Below are 16214 nucleotides of genomic sequence, written 5' to 3' on the forward strand. Positions count from 1 at the left end.
TCATCCCCGATCGCCGCATGCCCAAGGTGCCTCCCATTTCTCCGCCGGCCCCGCCTGCCTCCCCCGACACCGGTGCACTGCCCGCAAGCTACGAAGCCGGGCTCCAGGAACTCGAACAGCTGGTGACCGAACTCGAATCGGGCCAGTTGCCGCTCGACCAGCTGCTCGGCAGCTACCAGCGCGGTGCGGTGCTGCTCGCGTTCTGCCGCGACAAGCTGCAGGCGGTCGAAGACCAGATCAAGGTGCTCGACGCGGGCGGCCTCAAGGTCTGGACCGGCGAATGACGGTCGCGGATGCCTTGCGCTGGGATGCTCGACGCCTTGCCGCGTGGAGCGATCCGCAGCTGGCGCGCGTCGAGGCCGCGCTTTCGCAATGGGTCGGCGTCGATGCGCCGGTTCTGCTCGGCGATGCGATGCGCTATGCCGTGCTCGACGGCGGCAAGCGGCTGCGTCCCCTGCTGGTGTTCGCGGCCAGCGAGGCCGTGGGCGGCCAGGCCGAAGCCGCGCTGCGCGCTGCCTGCGCGGTCGAATTGATCCATGCCTATTCGCTGGTGCACGACGACCTGCCGTGCATGGACAACGACGTGCTGCGCCGCGGCAAGCCGACCGTGCACGTGAAGTTCGGCGAAGCCGATGCACTCCTGGCCGGCGATGCCTTGCAGGCGCTGGCCTTCGAATTGCTCACGCCCGATGGCGACGGCATCGCGCCCGTGGTGCAGGCGACCCTGTGCCGCTTGTTGGCCCGTGCGGCCGGCAGCCAGGGCATGGCCGGCGGCCAAGCCATCGATCTCGCGAGCGTCGGCGTGGCGCTCGACGAGGCGCAGCTGCGCGAGATGCATCGGCTCAAGACCGGCGCCCTGCTGCAGGGCAGCGTCGAGATGGGCGCGGCTTGCGGCGGCACCATCGCGGCCGATGCGCTCGCGGCGCTGCGCGACTACGGTGCGGCCATCGGCCTCGCCTTCCAGGTGGTGGACGACATCCTCGACGTCGTCGCCGATTCGCAGACCCTGGGCAAGACCGCCGGCAAGGACGCCGCGAGCGACAAGCCCACCTACGTGTCCCTGCTCGGCCTCGACGGCGCGCGGGCCCAGGCCCGCGAACTGCTGGCCCAGGCGCTGGCCGCGCTCGATCGCAGCACGCTGGCCGATACCGGCGCGCTGCGCGCGCTGGCCCACATGGTCGTGGACCGCGACCGATAACAAAAAAGTCTCCCCATGGCTCCGTTGCTCCCCACGATCCACGATCCTTCCGTCCTGCGGCAGTTCGACCGCGCGCAGCTCAAGCAGCTGGCCGACGAAGTGCGCAGCTGCGTGCTCGACAACGTGTCGCGCACCGGCGGGCACCTGAGCTCCAACCTCGGCACGGTCGAGCTCACGGTCGCGCTGCACCATGTGTTCAACACGCCGCACGACCGGCTGGTGTGGGACGTGGGCCACCAGACCTATCCGCACAAGATCCTGACCGGCCGGCGCGAGCGCATGCCCACGCTGCGCCAGATCGGCGGCATCTCCGGCTTTCCGCAACGCACCGAGAGCGAGTACGACACCTTCGGCACCGCGCATTCGTCGACCAGCATCTCGGCCGCGCTCGGCATGGCGATGGCGGCCAAGCAGAAGGGCGAGGACCGCCACGCGGTCGCGATCATCGGCGACGGCGCGCTGACCGCCGGCATGGCCTTCGAGGCGCTCAACAACGCGGGGGTCTGCCACTGCAAGCTGCTGGTGATCCTGAACGACAACGACATGTCGATCAGCCCGCCGGTCGGCGCGCTCAACCGCTACCTCGCGCAGCTCATGAGCGGCAACTTCTACGCCGCGGCCAAGAACGTCGGCAAGACCGTGCTGCGCGCCGCGCCGCCGCTGTTCGAGCTGGCCAAGCGCTTCGAGCAGCATGCCAAGGGCATGGTGGTGCCGGCCACGCTGTTCGAGCAATTCGGCTTCAACTACGTCGGCCCGATCGACGGCCACGACATCGATTCGCTGGTGCCGACGCTCGAGAATCTCAAGCATCTCGAAGGCCCGCAGTTCCTGCACGTGGTCACCAAGAAGGGCCAGGGCTACAAGCTGGCCGAGGCCGATCCGGTGGCCTACCACGGGCCTTCCAAGTTCGATCCGGCGGTCGGCCTCGTCAAGCCCGCCACGGCGCCCAAGCAGACCTTCACGCAGGTCTTCGGCAGCTGGCTGTGCGACATGGCCGCGCAGGACGGCCGGCTGGTCGGCATCACGCCCGCGATGCGCGAGGGCTCGGGGCTGGTCGAGTTCGAGCAGCGCTTTCCCGAGCGCTACTACGACGTCGGCATCGCCGAGCAGCATGCGGTCACCTTCGCGGCCGGCCTGGCCTGCGAAGGGCTCAAGCCGGTGGTTGCGATCTATTCGACCTTCCTGCAGCGCGCCTACGACCAGCTGATCCACGACGTTGCGATCCAGAACCTGCCGGTGGTGTTCGCGCTCGACCGCGCCGGCCTGGTGGGTGCCGACGGCGCCACGCATGCGGGCGCCTACGACATCGCCTTCATCCGCTGCATTCCCAACATGAGCCTGGCCTGCCCGGCGGACGAGGCCGAGTGCCGGCAGCTGCTCTCCAGCGCCTTCGCGCAGAACCATCCGGTGGCGGTGCGCTATCCGCGCGGCGCGGGCGCCGGCGTCACGCCCGGGCTCACGCTCGATGCGCTGCCCTTCGGCAAGGGCGAAGTCCGCCGCGAAGGCAAGCGCATCGCCATCCTCGCTTTCGGCACCTTGCTCTATCCGGCGCTGAAGGCCGCAGAGGCGCTCGATGCCACGGTGCTCAACATGCGCTGGGCCAAGCCGCTCGACGTCGAGCTGCTGCTGCAGGTGGCCGGCACGCACGATGCCATCGTGACGATCGAGGAGGGTGCCGTCATGGGCGGCGCGGGCAGTGCGGTGTTGGAAGCCTTGCAGGCCGCGCAGGTGGACAAGCCCGTGCTGCAACTCGGCCTGCCCGATCGCTTCATCGAGCATGGCGACCCGGGCAAGCTGCTGGCCAGCATCGGGCTCGATGCGGCGGGCATCGAGCAATCGATCCGACAGCGCTTCGGCGATGCGTCTGCCGCAGGGAAAACCCCCCCCGGCACGGTGTAAGCACTTTTTACAATCGCGCTCGACTCAACAAGTCAGCAACGCGGCCACAAGCCGCGTTCTCGTTTTTCAATGCACTCGGAGTGAATTCAATGGATCGTCGTTCCCTCATCAAAAACGCAGGCATCGCCGGCGTCCTCGCTGCCGGCATCGCGCCGGCAGTCCATGCGCAGGCCGCGGTTCGCTGGCGTCTGGCATCCAGCTTCCCGAAGTCGCTGGACACCATCTTCGGAACGGCCGAGACGTTCTCGAAAAAGGTGAGCGACATGACGGGCGGCAAGTTCCAGATCTCGGTGCATGCCAGTGGTGAGCTGATGCCGGCCTTGGGTGTGCTCGACGGCGTGCAGAACGCTTCGGTCGAGATGGCGCACACCGCGCCGTACTACTTCTACGGCAAGGACCCGACCTTCGCGTTGGGCTGTGCAGTGCCCTTCGGCATGAACACGCGCCAGATGAACGCATGGATGTACGAAGGCAACGGCCTGAAGCTGATGCGCGAGTTCTACGCCAAGTACAACGTCTTCAGTCTGCCGGGCGGCAATACGGGCGCGCAGATGGGCGGCTGGTTCCGCAAGGAAATCAAGTCGGTCGCCGACCTGAAGGGCCTGAAGTTCCGCACCAACCCGATCGCGGGCAAGGTGCTCGAGCCCTTCGGCATGATCCCGCAATCGATCCCGGGCGCCGACCTGTATCCCGCGCTCGAGAAGGGCACGATCGACGCGCTCGAGTGGGTCGGCCCGTACGACGACCAGAAGCTCGGCTTCAACAAGGTTGCGCCGTTCTACTACTACCCTGGCTGGTGGGAAGGCGGCCCGCAGCTGGACTTCTATATCAATAGCAAGGCATGGGAAGGCCTGCCGGCCGAATACAAGGCGGTGGTCGAGGCGGCCGCTGCGCATGCCCACGTCACGATGACGGCCAAGTACGATGCCAAGAACCCGATCGCGCTCAAGCAGCTGGTCGGTTCCGGCACCAAGCTGCGCCCCTTCACGCAGGACGTGATGAACGCGGCCTTCAAGTCGGCCCAGCAGATCTACGCGGACCTGAACAACAGCAACCCGGAGTGGAAGAAGGTCTACACCGACTACGCCAAGTTCCTGGCCGACCAGAATGCCTGGTTCCGCTTCACCGAAGGCACCTACGATCGCTTCATGCAGCAGCAGAAGCTCTGAGCGCGCTTCGCTTCAAGACAAAAAGCCCCGCCGGTTACGGCGGGGCTTTTTTCATGGCGATGCGCTCGGCGACGCGTTCGGCAAAGCCCGTGAGCAGCCGCGCGTCGGCTGAATGGAACCAGGTGACGGCGCCATTGCGGCGGCGCACCAGTAGGCGCGGCGCAATGACACGCTCGAGCCAGCGCCAGTGCACGAGCTTGAGTTGCGCCACGTCGGCCGCATGCTCGCGCTTGGTCCAGAGCCAGGTCTGCGTGAGCACATCGCCTTCGAGGCGCGTGCGGCTGTAGACGATCCAGTAGCCGACCCAGAGGATGCACAGGGCCGCCACTCCCAAAACCAGGAGGCTGGACGTGGACCAGTCGACGCTCCGCAGCGACGGCAGGCTCCAGAGGCCGAAGCCGATCAGGTCGATCACCAGAACGACCGCCAGCGTTCGCACGAAAGGCGGGTAGGCCGGGCTCTCCAGCGCGACAGGGGCGTCGACTGCGTCGCTCACTGCTTCTTGTCGGCGCCAGGGCTCGGGGGCTCGGGCTCCGGCATCGGCATCGGCATCGGCAGGGCGTCGGGCTCGGCCGGTTTCTGGGTGCCGAACGGATCTTCCATGTTGATGCTGCTGCCCGGCCCCTGCGAGTCGGCCGGCATCTCGAGCTGCACCTTGTCGACGTCGACCTCGATCTTCTTGTCGAGGAACACGGTAACGGTCTGCGGGAAGAAGATCACGATCGCCACCAGCAGCAGCTGCAGCCCGACCCACGGGATCGCGCCCAGGTAGATGTCGCGCGAATCGATCTTGCGCGGCAGCGCGTTGTTCTTGAACAGCGTGTCGGCGATGCCGCGCAGGTAGAACAGCGCGAAGCCGAAGGGCGGATGCATGAAGGAGGTCTGCATGTTCACGCACAAGAGCACGCCGAACCACACCATGTCGATGCCGAGCTTGGCCGCGACCGGCCCGAGCATCGGCAAGATGATGAAGGCGATCTCGAAGAAGTCGAGGAAGAAGGCCAGGAAGAAGACGAAGATGTTGACGACGATCAGGAAGCCGATCTGTCCGCCGGGCAGGCCCGAGAGCATGTGCTCGATCCACTTCGCGCCGTCCACGCCCTGGAACACGAGCGAGAACACGCGCGAGCCGATCAGGATGAAGACCACCATGGCGGTGAGGCGCATGGTGCCGTTCATCGCTTCCTTGAGCATCGGCCAGTTGAGCCGCCGGTGGAGCGCGGCCAGCAGCAGCGAGCCGACGGCGCCCATCGCGCCGGCCTCGGTCGGCGTTGCGATCGCATGCTCCATGAAGGGCAGGCCGCCCATCGAGCCGAGCACGGCGAAGATCAGGATGGCCGAGGGGATGATGCCGCGCAGGCACTTGCCCCACAGCGCCCAGCCGACGAGCGTGCGTGCGGTGACCGGCACGCCGGGCACGTAGCTCGGGCGGATGCGCGAAACCAGGAAGGTGTAGAGCGCGAAGATCAGCACCTGCAGGATCGAGGGCCCCCACGCGCCCTTGTACATCTGGCCGACGTCGGTGCCGAGCTGGTCGGCCATGACGATCAGCACGAGGGAAGGCGGCACCAGCTGCGTGATGGTGCCCGAGGCCGCCAGCACGCCGGTGGAGTAGCGCATGTTGTAGCCGTAGCGCATCATCACCGGCAGCGAGATCATCGCCATCGCGATCACCTGGCCGGCCACGGTGCCGGTGATGGCGCCGAGGATGAAGCCGACGATGATCACCGAGTAGCCGAGGCCGCCGCGCACCGGGCCGAAGAGCTGGCCCATCGAGTCGAGCATGTCCTCGGCCAGGCCGCACTTCTCGAGCACGGCGCCCATCAGCGTGAAGAAGGGGATTGCCAGCAACGTCTCGTTGGACAGGATGCCGAACACGTTGAGCGGCAGGTTGGCCATGAAGCCGGCCGGGAACCAGCCCATCTCGATCGCGATGAAGCCGCTGAGCAGGCCCAGCGCCGAGAGCGAAAACGCGACCGGAAAACCGATCAGCATGATCACGATCAGCCCCGCGAACATGATCGGGGCGAAATTTTCCATCTGCATTTCTTATCCTGCGAAGCGGTGCGTGGGACAGCGGGGACTCGTGGCGGCGGTGCTCACTGCACCGGCTTCTCGTAGTGCGTGTCCATCTCGATCAGGCCGCGCAGGTAGGCGACGCGCTTGATGATTTCCGCCACGCCCTGCAGGAACATGGCGCCGAAGCCCAGCGGCATCATCAAGGCCGCGGGCCAGCGGATGAGGCCGCCGATGTTGCCCGACATCTCACCGCTCCTGAGCATGCCGAGGAAGAAGGGGAGGGTCAGCCAGAAGAGCAGGCCCATCACCGGCAGCAGGAAGAAGACCAGGCCGAAGAGGTCGACGTACACCGGGCCGTTGCGCCTGAGCTTGCCGTAGATGATGTCCACGCGCACGTGTTCGTTGAGCTTGAGCACGAGCGGCGCGCCGAGCATCACGGTGGCGGCGAACAGGTACCACTGGATCTCGAGCCACGCATTGGAGCTGAAGTCCAGGCCGTAGCGCACGAAGGCGTTGCCGGCGGAGATCACCGAGGCGGCGAGGACGGCCCACGCCGCCACCTTGCCGAACTGGGCACTGATCCAGTCCATGGCCAGCGCGAATTTGAGGAATGCGGACAAGGCTTGTCTCCCTGCGGGAAAAGTTCTGGCGCCAGTCGGGGAGGTCGGCGCAAAGCCCGCAATGGTAACGCCGTGCTGCAAGGCCTCGACAGGGCGCGAGCGACGGGTTTACCCGTGGAGTTCCATGGCCGTAGCGAGCCGCAAGGCAGGTGGCCATAATGGCCCATGCCTTCGAGCCCGCCGTCCAGCACGCCCTTCGGCACCCCCAGCCTGCCTTTTTCGATCGATTCGCCCGACATGCGTCGTGCGGGCCGCGAGTTGCTCTCGCTGGCGCTGATCGATGCGCGCAATCACACGCTGCATCTGCTTTCGCTTTACGAACAGGCGCTGGGTTCTGCTGCGTTGGCCGTTCCCCGCCAGGACGGGGTCGAGCCGCCGGTGTGGTTGGCCGGCCACATCGGCTGGTTCGCGGAATGGTGGATCGGGCGCAATACCCAGCGCGCCTTCGGGGTCGACTGCCCGGTGCGTCCGACGCGGCTGGCTGCGATCGAACCGCAGGCCGACGCGTGCTGGAATCCGGCGCAGATCGCCTGGGTGGACCGCTGGTCGCCCCAGCTGCCCGATCTCGCGCAGACCAAGGCCTATCTGCTCGACACGCTGGAAAGCACGCTCGAACTGCTCGAACATGCAGTCGAGACCGATACCGGTCTTTACTTCTACCGGCTCGCGCTGTTCCACGAAGACTTGCGCGGTGAGCAACTGGTGGTGATGGCCCAGACGCTGGGCTTGCCGCTGGGCATCGAGCAGGAGCCGGCCGCGGTCGAGCGCGAGCCGCTCCTCATGCCGGCCACCGCCTGGGAGCTGGGCGTGGCCGACGCCGGCTTCGCGTTCGCGCAGGAGCGAGGCGTGCTCCAGGTCGAAGTGCCGGAGTTCGAGATCGACGCCCAGCCCGTCACCTGGAGCCAGTACGTGGAATTCGTCGACGACGGCGGCTACGACCGCGAGGACTTGTGGCATCCCGAAGGACTCCTGTGGCTCGAGCGGCAGGCCGAAGGGCGGCGCGGCCCGCGCCATGTGGCCCAGATCGGCGCCGCGCGCCATGGCGCCGGCGGTTCCGTGCTGCAGCAGCGTTTCGGCCGCACGGTGCGCGCGGCGGGCAACCAGAGCGCGGTGCACGTGGCCTGGTGGGAGGCCGATGCCTGGGCGCGCTGGGCCGGGCGCCGTCTTGCGACCGAGGTGGAGTGGGAAATCGCGGCCCACACCGCCGCGCGCCGCGGCTTCCGCTGGGCCGACGTCCATGAATGGACCGCGGGCACGCTGAAGCCCTGGCCGGGCTTCCGTGCCGATCCCTGGAGCGGCGGCACCGAGTTCGATCCGCAGCCGGTCTTCGGCCAGGCCCACGTGCTGCGCGGCGCATCGCTCGCCACGCGCGCGCGCCTGCGCTCGCCGAAGCGCCGCGGCTTTGCGATGCCGCAGCGCGACGACGGTTTCTTCGGGTTCCGCACTTGCGCATATTGACAACAACATCAACGGAAAGGGCGCTGCCGAATGGCTCGCGTGCGTGACCCGGCCGGCTACGACGGCCAGCGAGAAATGATTCTTTCCAATGCGGCGCAGCTGTTCGCGCAGCGCGGCTTTGCAGGTACTTCGATGAACGAGGTGGCCGCAGCCTGCGGCGTGTCGAAGGCCACGCTCTATCACTACGTGCGCGACAAGCACGACCTGGCGGTGCGCATCGCCGAGGAGCACGTGCAGAGGCTCGAGTCGGTGGTGCAGGAGGTGCTGCGCGAGCACCAGGCGCCCGAGGCCCGGCTCGCAGAACTCATCCGGCGCTTCGTGGCGGAGTACGCGATTGCCCAGAACGCCCAGCGCGTGCTGACCGAAGACGTGCGCTTCCTGCGCGAAGAGGACCAGGAGCGCATCTTGAACGTGGAGCGGCGCGTGGTCGCGGCCTTCGCGCGCACCATCGCCGAGGTGCGCGGCGAGGATCCGCAAAGCAAGCTCGGCAAGCCGATGGCGATGCTGCTGTTCGGCATGATCAACTGGATGTTCACCTGGCTCAAGCCGGGGCGCGAACTCGATCACGACGCGATCGGCGCGATGGTGTCCGAACTCTTCTTCGGCGGCGTTCGGGCCGTGACGCTTCCGGAGGCGCTCGCGGCCGATCAGCGGCATGCCACAATCCGCGGCACCCCCGCAGCGTAGACCTCACATGAGCATCAAGAGCGACAAATGGATTCGGCGCATGGCCGAGAAGAACGGCATGATCGAGCCCTTCGAACCAGGCCAGATCCGCGAGCAGGACGGCCATCGCATCATCAGCTACGGCACCTCGAGCTACGGCTACGACATCCGCTGCGCGCCCGAGTTCAAGGTCTTCACCAACATCCACAGCACGGTGGTCGATCCGAAGAACTTCGACGAGAAGAGCTTCGTCGATTTCCATGGCGACAGCTGCATCATCCCGCCCAACAGCTTCGCGCTGGCACGCACGATGGAGTACTTCCGCATCCCGCGCAACGTGCTGACCATCTGCCTGGGCAAGAGCACCTATGCGCGCTGCGGCATCATCGTCAACGTCACGCCCTTCGAGCCCGAATGGGAAGGCTACGTGACGCTGGAATTCAGCAACACCACGCCGCTGCCGGCCAAGATCTATGCCGGCGAGGGTTGCGCGCAGGTGCTGTTCTTCGAGAGTGACGAGGTCTGCGAAACGAGCTACAAAGACCGCGGCGGCAAGTACCAGGGCCAGCGGGGTGTGACACTGCCGAAGGCCTGAGCAGGAGAGCGTCATGAAGTGGGAAGGCAACCGCGAATCCGACAACGTGGAAGACCGCCGGGACGAAGGCGGCGGCGGCTTCGGCGGCTTGCCGATCGGCGGGCGGAGTGTCGGCATCGGCACCATCGTCGTGGCACTGCTTGCGGGCTGGATCTTCGGCATCAATCCGCTCACGCTGCTCAGCATGTTCGCTGGCGGCGGCGAAGCGCCGATCGTCCAGCAGCAGCAGCAGCAGCGGGCTCCGGCGCCGCCGGCCAACGACGAGGCGGCACGCTTCGTCTCGGTCGTGCTGGCCGACACCGAGGACGTCTGGACCCCGATCTTCCAGCAGGCCGGTTCGACCTACCGCCAGCCCAGGCTGGTGTTGTTCCGCGGCGCCACGCCCACGGCCTGTGGCACCGGCCAGAGCGCCATGGGTCCCTTCTACTGTCCGGGCGACCAGAAGGTCTACATCGATCTCGGCTTCTTCGACACCCTGAAGCGCGAACTCGGCGCCCCGGGCGAGTTCGCGCAGGCCTACGTGATCGCGCATGAGGTCGGCCACCATGTGCAGAACCAGCTCGGCATCACGGGCAAGGTCGATTCGATGCGCGGCCGCATCAGCCAGGCCGACAGCAATGCGCTGAGCGTGCGCGTCGAACTGCAAGCCGACTGTTTCGCCGGCGTCTGGGCCAACAAGGCGCAGAACGCGCGCCAGATCCTCGAGCAGGGCGACGTGGAGTCGGCGATGAACGCCGCCGCGAAGATCGGCGACGACGCGCTGCAGCGTTCGGCCGGCCGGGCGGTGGTGCCCGACAGCTTCACCCACGGCACCAGCGCCCAGCGCCAGCGCTGGTTCACGACCGGGCTGAAGAGTGGTTCGATGAAGGCCTGCGACACTTTCAATACCCGCAATCTTTGAGGCGCAGGGGCTCGATGGCCCGTTTTTACTGCGATGCCTGCTATCGAAAAGATAGCTGGCCGCGCAGTCACCGCACTGTCATCGCCGTCTTTTGCCGCAGTGCGACAATACCCGGCTTCATGACAAGCTCCTTCTCCAATCTTTCCCTGGCCGAACCGCTGGCGCGCGCCGTGGCCGAAATGGGCTACGAAACCATGACGCCGATCCAGGAGCAGGCCATTCCGGTGGTCCTCGCGGGCCAGGACGTGATGGGCGCGGCGCAGACCGGCACCGGGAAAACCGCTGCCTTCTCGCTGCCGCTTTTGCAGCGCATGCTCAAGCACGAGAACAGCTCGACCTCGCCGGCGCGCCATCCGGTGCGTGCCCTGGTGCTCCTGCCCACGCGCGAGCTGGCGGACCAGGTGGCGCAGCAGGTCAAGCTCTACGCCAAGCACACCCAGTTGCGCAGCGCGGTGGTGTTCGGCGGCATCGACATGAAGCCGCAGACGCTGGAACTCAAGAAGGGCGTCGAGGTGCTGGTCGCCACGCCGGGCCGGCTGCTGGACCATATCGAAGCCAAGAACGCGGTGCTCAACCAGGTCGAATACGTGGTGCTCGACGAGGCCGACCGCATGCTCGACATCGGCTTCCTGCCCGACCTGCAGCGCATCCTCTCGTTCCTGCCCAAGCAGCGCACCACTTTGCTGTTCTCGGCCACCTTCTCGCCCGAGATCAAGCGTCTCGCGGGCAGCTACCTGCAGAACCCGGTCACCATCGAGGTGGCGCGGCCGAACGAAACCGCTTCCACCGTCGAACAGCATTTCTACAGCGTGAGCGACGACGACAAGCGCCGCGCGCTCAAGCAGATCCTGAAGCAGCGCGGCCTCAAGCAAGCCTTCGTCTTTGTCAACAGCAAGCTGGGCTGCGCGCGGCTTGCGCGTTCGCTCGAACGCGAAGGCTTGAATACCACCGCCCTGCACGGCGACAAGAGCCAGGACGAGCGCCTGAAGGCGCTCGCGGCCTTCAAGGCCGGCGAGGTCGACCTGCTGGTGGCCACCGACGTCGCGGCGCGCGGCCTCGACATCAAGGACGTGCCGGCGGTCTTCAACTTCGACATTCCGTTCAACGCCGAAGACTACGTGCACCGCATCGGCCGCACCGGCCGCGCCGGCGCCTCCGGCCTGGCGGTGAGCTTCGCGAGCGGCGGCAACGACGTGCGCCTGGTGGCCGACATCGAGAAGCTGATCAAGAAGAAGATCGAGCTGGAACCGATCGAGTTCGAGGAAGACCGCCCGCGCGGCCGCATCAACGACGGCCGCCGCCACTGGCGCGACGAAGGCGAGGCCGGCGATGCGCGCGACGTGCTCGACCAGCCGCGCGAACGCAGCGAAGCCCGTCCTGTGCGCAGTGGCCGGCCGCACCGCGCACCCGCGGCACCGCGCGATCCCTTCTTCGAGCAGCCCTACGAAACGCCGGAGCGCGAAGCCGCGCCGGCCTGGGAAGCGGCCGCCAAGACCACGCCTTCGCGCGGCATCTCGAGCAACATCAAGAGCAAGCGCAAGGTCGCGGCGCTGTTCAAGACCGCAGCACAGCCGAATTAGGGGCTCAGCCCGGCTTCTGCGCTTCCGGGCAGCGGGCCTGGATCAGTTCGCGCTCCTCGAGCGTCGCGCCCATGCGCACCGCGCTCAGGCAGCCGCCCCAGACGCAACCGGTATCGGTCGACAACAGGTCGGGCCGAGAGAGCCAGCCCAGCGTCGACCAGTGCCCGCAGGCGATGGTGGCGGCTTGCGTCCTGCGGCCAGGCACGTCGAACCACGGCATGAAACCCGCGGGCGCGGACGCGGTCCCGTCCTTGGTTTCGAATTCCATCAGGCCATCCGTCGTACAGAAACGCAGCCGCGTGAGCGCATTGACGATCGCGCGCAGCCGCGCATGGCCACTGAGCGTGTCGCTCCACTGCGCGGGCTCGTTGCCGTACATCTCGTGCAGGAATTCGCCGGATGCGGAACCGCGCAGCACCGACTCGACCTCGGCCGCGTAGACCAGCGTATCGGCCACGCTCCACTGCGGCAGCACGCCCGCATGCACCATCAGCAGGTCGCCGCCGCCCACCGAGCGGTGCAGCGCCATGGGCTGCTGGCGCAGCCAGTCGAGCAGGGCCTCGCGGTCGGGCGCTTCGAGCACGCCGTGCAGCGTGTCCTTGCGCCCGAGCTTGCGCGCGCCCTGTGCGACGCCGAGCAGGTGCAAGTCGTGGTTGCCGAGCACGGTCTTCGCCGCGCCGCCGTAGCGCTGCACGCGCCGCAGCACCTCGGCCGACGCGGGGCCGCGGTTGACCAGGTCGCCCAGGAGCACCAGGGTGTCGCGGCTGGGAGAGAAAGCGATGTCGTCGAGCAGGCGCTGCAGGGGCTCGTCGCAGCCCTGCACATCGCCGATCAGGTAGAGTGCCATCTCCCCATTCTCTCCCGCATACATGGATGTTTTTCTGCTGGCCTTGCTGACCACGCTCAACGCGTTGTTCGCAATGTCCGAAATGGCCCTTTCCACCAGTCGTCGAGCGCGGCTCGCGGCGCTGGCCGAAGCGGGGGATACGGGGGCGGAGGCTGCGCTCAAGCTGATGGAGGATCCGACGCAGTTTCTCTCCAGCGTGCAGATCGGCATCACCTCGATCGGCATGTTGAGCGGCATCGTCGGCGAGGCGGCCTTCGCGGCGCCGCTCGCGTACTGGATGGAAGGGCTGGGTCTGGGTGCGGGCGGTGCGAGCTTCGTGTCGACGGCCATCGTGGTGACCTGCATCACCTTCTTCACGATCGTCTTCGGCGAGCTGGTGCCCAAGCGCATCGGCCAGCTCTACCCCGAGCCGGTGGCGCGCTACGTGGCGCGGCCGATGCGCGCGCTGGCCACCGCCGCCAAGCCCTTCGTGCTCTTGCTGTCGGGTGCCACGGCCGCCATGCTCAAGTTGCTGCGCATCGATTCGAGCGCAGCCCGCATGGTGACCGAGGAGGAGATTTCCGCCAGCCTCGAGGAAGGCGTCGATGCCGGCGTGATCGAAATGCACGAGCACCAGATGGTGCGCAATGTGTTCCATCTCGATGATCGCCGGCTGAGCTCGCTGATGGTGCCGCGTGCCGATATCGAATGGCTGGAGGCCTCTTTCACCGTCGCGCAGAGCCTGCAGAAGGTGTCTGCTGCGAGCGCGCTCAACCTGGTCCACTCCTGGTACCCGGTGTGCCGCACCTCGCTGGACGATGTGGTGGGCGTGATCAGCGTGGCGCACCTGTTGACGCTGAGCCCGACGCACGAGGGCACCATCGAGTCGGTGGCGCAGCCCGCGGTGTTCGTGCCCGAGACGCTCACCGGCATGGAGCTGCTGGAGCAGTTCCGCACGCGCGCCGGCCGGCTGGTGTTCGTGGTCGACGAATACGGCGTGGTGCAGGGCCTCATGACGCCGCGCGACTTGCTGGAAGCGATCACCGGCGAGTTGCAGACCGCCACCCAGGGCGATGCCTGGGCCCACGAACGGCCCGACGGCGTGTGGGAGCTCGACGGCCTGATGCCGGTGTCCGAACTGCGCGCGCGGCTCGGCATCCGCGAGCTGCCCGAGGAGGAGCGCGGGCGCTACAACACCGTGGCGGGTTTGCTGATCTTCGTCTCCGGCCATCTGCCCGAGCTCGGCGAGCGCATCGATTGCGATGACTGGAACTTCGAGATCACTGCGATCGACGGCAGGCGCATCGACCGCGTGCTGGCGCGTCCGCTCGGCGTGGCCGCGCACGCCGCGAGCTGATCGCCGGCGGCGTCGGGCAAAAGCCTATCCGCCGAGCCTCATTTTCACCGGGCGTACGGATGCGCCGGCCGCCATTTCCAGGGCGGTACGGGGTCGCGTTCGGCCCACAAGCCCACGCGCCTGGCCCTGGCCTCGCGTTCGGCGAAGCCGTACTGGCCGCGCTCGGTCGGGCGCTGCTCCGAGGCATGGGCGCGCGACCACCAGGCCATGCCGACGGTGAGCATGGCGAGACCGGCATCGAGCGTCTTCGGGCAGCGGGCGTCGGTGCAGGACGCGGGCGCCACCCACACTTCGCAGACGCGACGGTCGTAGCGGTCGGTCTGGCCGCAGTCCAGCCGCGCGGTCTTGCGGTAGGCGATGTCCGAAAGCGCGCGCTTGGCGCGGCGGCCGTAGGGTTGGCCGATCTCGGGCGCATCGATGGCATGCAGCCGCACGGTGAGCCGGCGGTAGGCGCCGGGCTCGCCGCAACGAAGCTTGAGGGTGTCGCCGTCGCTGACGGCGACGACGAGGCAGAGGAGGGCAGCAGAAAGCATGGAGGCAAACCGGGCGATGCTAACGCGACTTCCTGGCGCCAGAGCCCCCTGATCAGCCCTCGCATGCGCGCTGGAGTTCGGCGGGGCATCGATGAAATGGCGAAGCGCTTGTCCCGGTTGTGAGAATCGGCCTTGCACGCCGGTCGGCCTGTGGCTTCAAAGCCCCGAATAGCGAGGTTTGCATGCGAATTCCTCAAAAGTCGCTTTGGAAAGTAACTATTTGTGTGATTCAATCGACCCCCGGAGTGAGGACCAGTCGAGGGATTTCATGAAGAAACTGCTGAGCATCGTGTGCGCGACAGCCTTGGTCTGTGGATGCGCAACCCGGCCCCAGGAGGGCCCCGGTTCGGGTTCCGGCGCGGACTACGTGCCCATGGTGGCGCCGTCGGCGGTCGAAAGCTCGGTCTACGACCAGGACGTGGCCAAGTGCCGCGCGAACGCGAAGAACGTGCCTTTCAACGCCAGCCAGCACGACGATGCGCTGGTCGTGGTCGACGGGGGCGTGATCGGCGTCGGCATCCTGCAAGGATGGCCGACGCTCGTCGGCGGCGTGGTGATCGGCGGGCTGGTCGGCTTCAACCACTGGGTCTACACGCCCGAGCGGCGCGCCTGGAAGACCAAGCAGGAAACCGTGATGGCCAACTGCATGGCGCAAAAGGGCTACATCAACACCGACCCTAGCGTACGCGTCACCTGGGTGCCGCCTGCACTGCGGGCGGTGGAAAGCATCCGGCCCACGGGCCGGGACACCTACAACGTGGAGCAGCTCGCCAAGGCGCAGCGTTGCAATGCCACGCCGCAGGCAACGCTGGTGGAGAAGGGGCCGGGCTTCGAGCGCCACACCGTGGCCTGCACCAACGGCCAGGTCATGGCGGTGCGCTGCGAGTTCGGCCAATGCCGGGTGAGCCAGATGACGGCGCTGCGCAGCTAGTCGCCAGCAGCCAATACCGCTTGTAGAGCGGGCCCCCTAGTCGATCTTCAGCACGCGGCTGGAGCTCCCCTGCCGCTTGGGCAGCGTGAGGCGCAGCACGCCGTCCTCCAGCTTGGCGACGGCGGTCTTTTCGTCCACGTCGCTGCCGAGCGTGAAGCCGCGCGACACGCTGCCGTGATAGGTTTCTTTCGTCAGCGTGCGGCCGTGTTTTTCTTCCAGCTCCTTCTTGATCTCGGCGGCGATGGAGACGTAGTTGCCGTCGATCGAGACGCGGATGTCCTCCTTCTTCGCGCCCGGGATCTCCGCGCTGACCAGGTATTCCTTGTCGTTCTCGCTGATGTCGACGCGAATGTCGGACGGCACGTCCACCTCATCCAGCATCTGCAGCGGCCGCGCCCAGCGGCGCATCATTCGGGGAACAGGTTGTCGATGCGCTCGAGACGGTTAAAGGCATTCATGGTG

General features: G+C 67.1%; 17 protein-coding genes. 11 read left to right on the top strand and 6 right to left on the bottom strand.

The genetic code is table 11. The annotated features are described in order from the left end of the window. The first annotated feature begins 17 nt into the window (after positions 1-17). From xseB to ACSQ9I_RS08030, 4 genes are all read left to right on the top strand, one after another. Complete coding sequence (gene xseB / locus ACSQ9I_RS08015) at positions 18-284, top strand: exodeoxyribonuclease VII small subunit (RefSeq protein WP_093106838.1); 267 nt, start codon at positions 18-20, stop codon at positions 282-284. Continuing rightward, positions 281-1198 (top strand): polyprenyl synthetase family protein, encoded by a 918-nt coding sequence (locus ACSQ9I_RS08020; protein ID WP_436312779.1) that lies wholly within the window; start codon positions 281-283, stop codon positions 1196-1198. The genes xseB and ACSQ9I_RS08020 overlap by 4 nt, the downstream gene beginning before the upstream one ends. Positions 1199-1213: 15 nt before the next feature. Continuing rightward, positions 1214-3097: a 1-deoxy-D-xylulose-5-phosphate synthase gene (dxs, locus tag ACSQ9I_RS08025; RefSeq protein WP_436303222.1), complete on the top strand. Its 1884-nt coding sequence runs from the start codon at positions 1214-1216 to the stop codon at positions 3095-3097. An 89-nt stretch (positions 3098-3186) separates the two neighbouring features. After that, positions 3187-4266 (top strand): TRAP transporter substrate-binding protein, encoded by a 1080-nt coding sequence (locus tag ACSQ9I_RS08030; RefSeq protein ID WP_436312780.1) that lies wholly within the window; start codon positions 3187-3189, stop codon positions 4264-4266. A gap of 34 nt (positions 4267-4300) precedes the next feature. On the opposite strand, the gene ACSQ9I_RS08035 is transcribed toward ACSQ9I_RS08030, so the two are convergent. From ACSQ9I_RS08035 to ACSQ9I_RS08045, 3 genes are read right to left on the bottom strand one after another with little or no spacing between them, the layout of a single operon-like run. Beyond that, a complete protein-coding gene (locus tag ACSQ9I_RS08035) occupies positions 4301-4762 on the bottom strand; it encodes a hypothetical protein (protein ID WP_436312781.1) in 462 nt (153 codons plus the stop codon). After that, entirely contained in the window at positions 4759-6312 is a 1554-nt protein-coding gene (locus tag ACSQ9I_RS08040; RefSeq protein WP_436312782.1) for a TRAP transporter large permease, read from the bottom strand. Before ACSQ9I_RS08040 ends, ACSQ9I_RS08035 begins: the two co-directional genes overlap by 4 nt. A gap of 53 nt (positions 6313-6365) precedes the next feature. Beyond that, on the bottom strand, positions 6366-6905 hold the full coding sequence (locus ACSQ9I_RS08045) for a TRAP transporter small permease subunit (protein ID WP_093106303.1): 540 nt from the start codon (positions 6903-6905) through the stop codon (positions 6366-6368). A 165-nt stretch (positions 6906-7070) separates the two neighbouring features. On the opposite strand from ACSQ9I_RS08045, the gene ACSQ9I_RS08050 reads away from it, so the two are divergent. From ACSQ9I_RS08050 to ACSQ9I_RS08070, 5 genes are all read left to right on the top strand, one after another. Beyond that, positions 7071-8363 carry an SUMF1/EgtB/PvdO family nonheme iron enzyme gene (locus tag ACSQ9I_RS08050; protein WP_093106300.1) on the top strand — a complete coding sequence of 431 codons (1293 nt, stop codon included), beginning with the start codon at positions 7071-7073 and terminating at the stop codon, positions 8361-8363. Between the two features lie 30 nt (positions 8364-8393). Beyond that, positions 8394-9050 carry a TetR/AcrR family transcriptional regulator gene (locus ACSQ9I_RS08055; protein WP_093106297.1) on the top strand — a complete coding sequence of 219 codons (657 nt, stop codon included), beginning with the start codon at positions 8394-8396 and terminating at the stop codon, positions 9048-9050. A gap of 7 nt (positions 9051-9057) precedes the next feature. Beyond that, the gene (dcd, locus tag ACSQ9I_RS08060) at positions 9058-9624 is read left to right on the top strand and encodes a dCTP deaminase (RefSeq protein WP_093106295.1); all 567 of its coding nucleotides are present in this window, start codon (positions 9058-9060) and stop codon (positions 9622-9624) included. Between the two features lie 13 nt (positions 9625-9637). Continuing rightward, positions 9638-10525, top strand: coding sequence for a KPN_02809 family neutral zinc metallopeptidase (ypfJ, locus tag ACSQ9I_RS08065; protein WP_436312783.1), 888 nt, complete (start codon positions 9638-9640; stop codon positions 10523-10525). 119 nt (positions 10526-10644) lie between these two features. Continuing rightward, on the top strand, positions 10645-12105 hold the full coding sequence (locus ACSQ9I_RS08070; RefSeq protein ID WP_436303227.1) for a DEAD/DEAH box helicase: 1461 nt from the start codon (positions 10645-10647) through the stop codon (positions 12103-12105). A gap of 4 nt (positions 12106-12109) precedes the next feature. Here the strand turns inward: ACSQ9I_RS08070 and ACSQ9I_RS08075 are convergent, their stop codons facing one another. After that, positions 12110-12952 (bottom strand): symmetrical bis(5'-nucleosyl)-tetraphosphatase, encoded by an 843-nt coding sequence (locus ACSQ9I_RS08075; RefSeq protein ID WP_436312784.1) that lies wholly within the window; start codon positions 12950-12952, stop codon positions 12110-12112. A 22-nt stretch (positions 12953-12974) separates the two neighbouring features. On the opposite strand from ACSQ9I_RS08075, the gene ACSQ9I_RS08080 reads away from it, so the two are divergent. Continuing rightward, the gene (locus ACSQ9I_RS08080) at positions 12975-14288 is read left to right on the top strand and encodes a hemolysin family protein (RefSeq protein ID WP_436312785.1); all 1314 of its coding nucleotides are present in this window, start codon (positions 12975-12977) and stop codon (positions 14286-14288) included. A 44-nt stretch (positions 14289-14332) separates the two neighbouring features. Here the strand turns inward: ACSQ9I_RS08080 and ACSQ9I_RS08085 are convergent, their stop codons facing one another. Continuing rightward, on the bottom strand, positions 14333-14821 hold the full coding sequence (locus ACSQ9I_RS08085) for a thermonuclease family protein (protein WP_436312786.1): 489 nt from the start codon (positions 14819-14821) through the stop codon (positions 14333-14335). A 268-nt stretch (positions 14822-15089) separates the two neighbouring features. Here ACSQ9I_RS08085 and ACSQ9I_RS08090 point away from each other — a divergent pair, with 268 nt between their 5' ends. After that, a complete protein-coding gene (locus ACSQ9I_RS08090) occupies positions 15090-15752 on the top strand; it encodes a hypothetical protein (RefSeq protein ID WP_436308698.1) in 663 nt (220 codons plus the stop codon). A gap of 36 nt (positions 15753-15788) precedes the next feature. Here the strand turns inward: ACSQ9I_RS08090 and ACSQ9I_RS08095 are convergent, their stop codons facing one another. Continuing rightward, positions 15789-16163 carry an Hsp20/alpha crystallin family protein gene (locus tag ACSQ9I_RS08095; RefSeq protein ID WP_436312787.1) on the bottom strand — a complete coding sequence of 125 codons (375 nt, stop codon included), beginning with the start codon at positions 16161-16163 and terminating at the stop codon, positions 15789-15791. Positions 16164-16214 lie beyond the last annotated feature (51 nt).

It is taken from the genome of Variovorax sp. LjRoot84, assembly GCF_964254305.1.
Lineage (GTDB): Bacteria > Pseudomonadota > Gammaproteobacteria > Burkholderiales > Burkholderiaceae_C > Variovorax.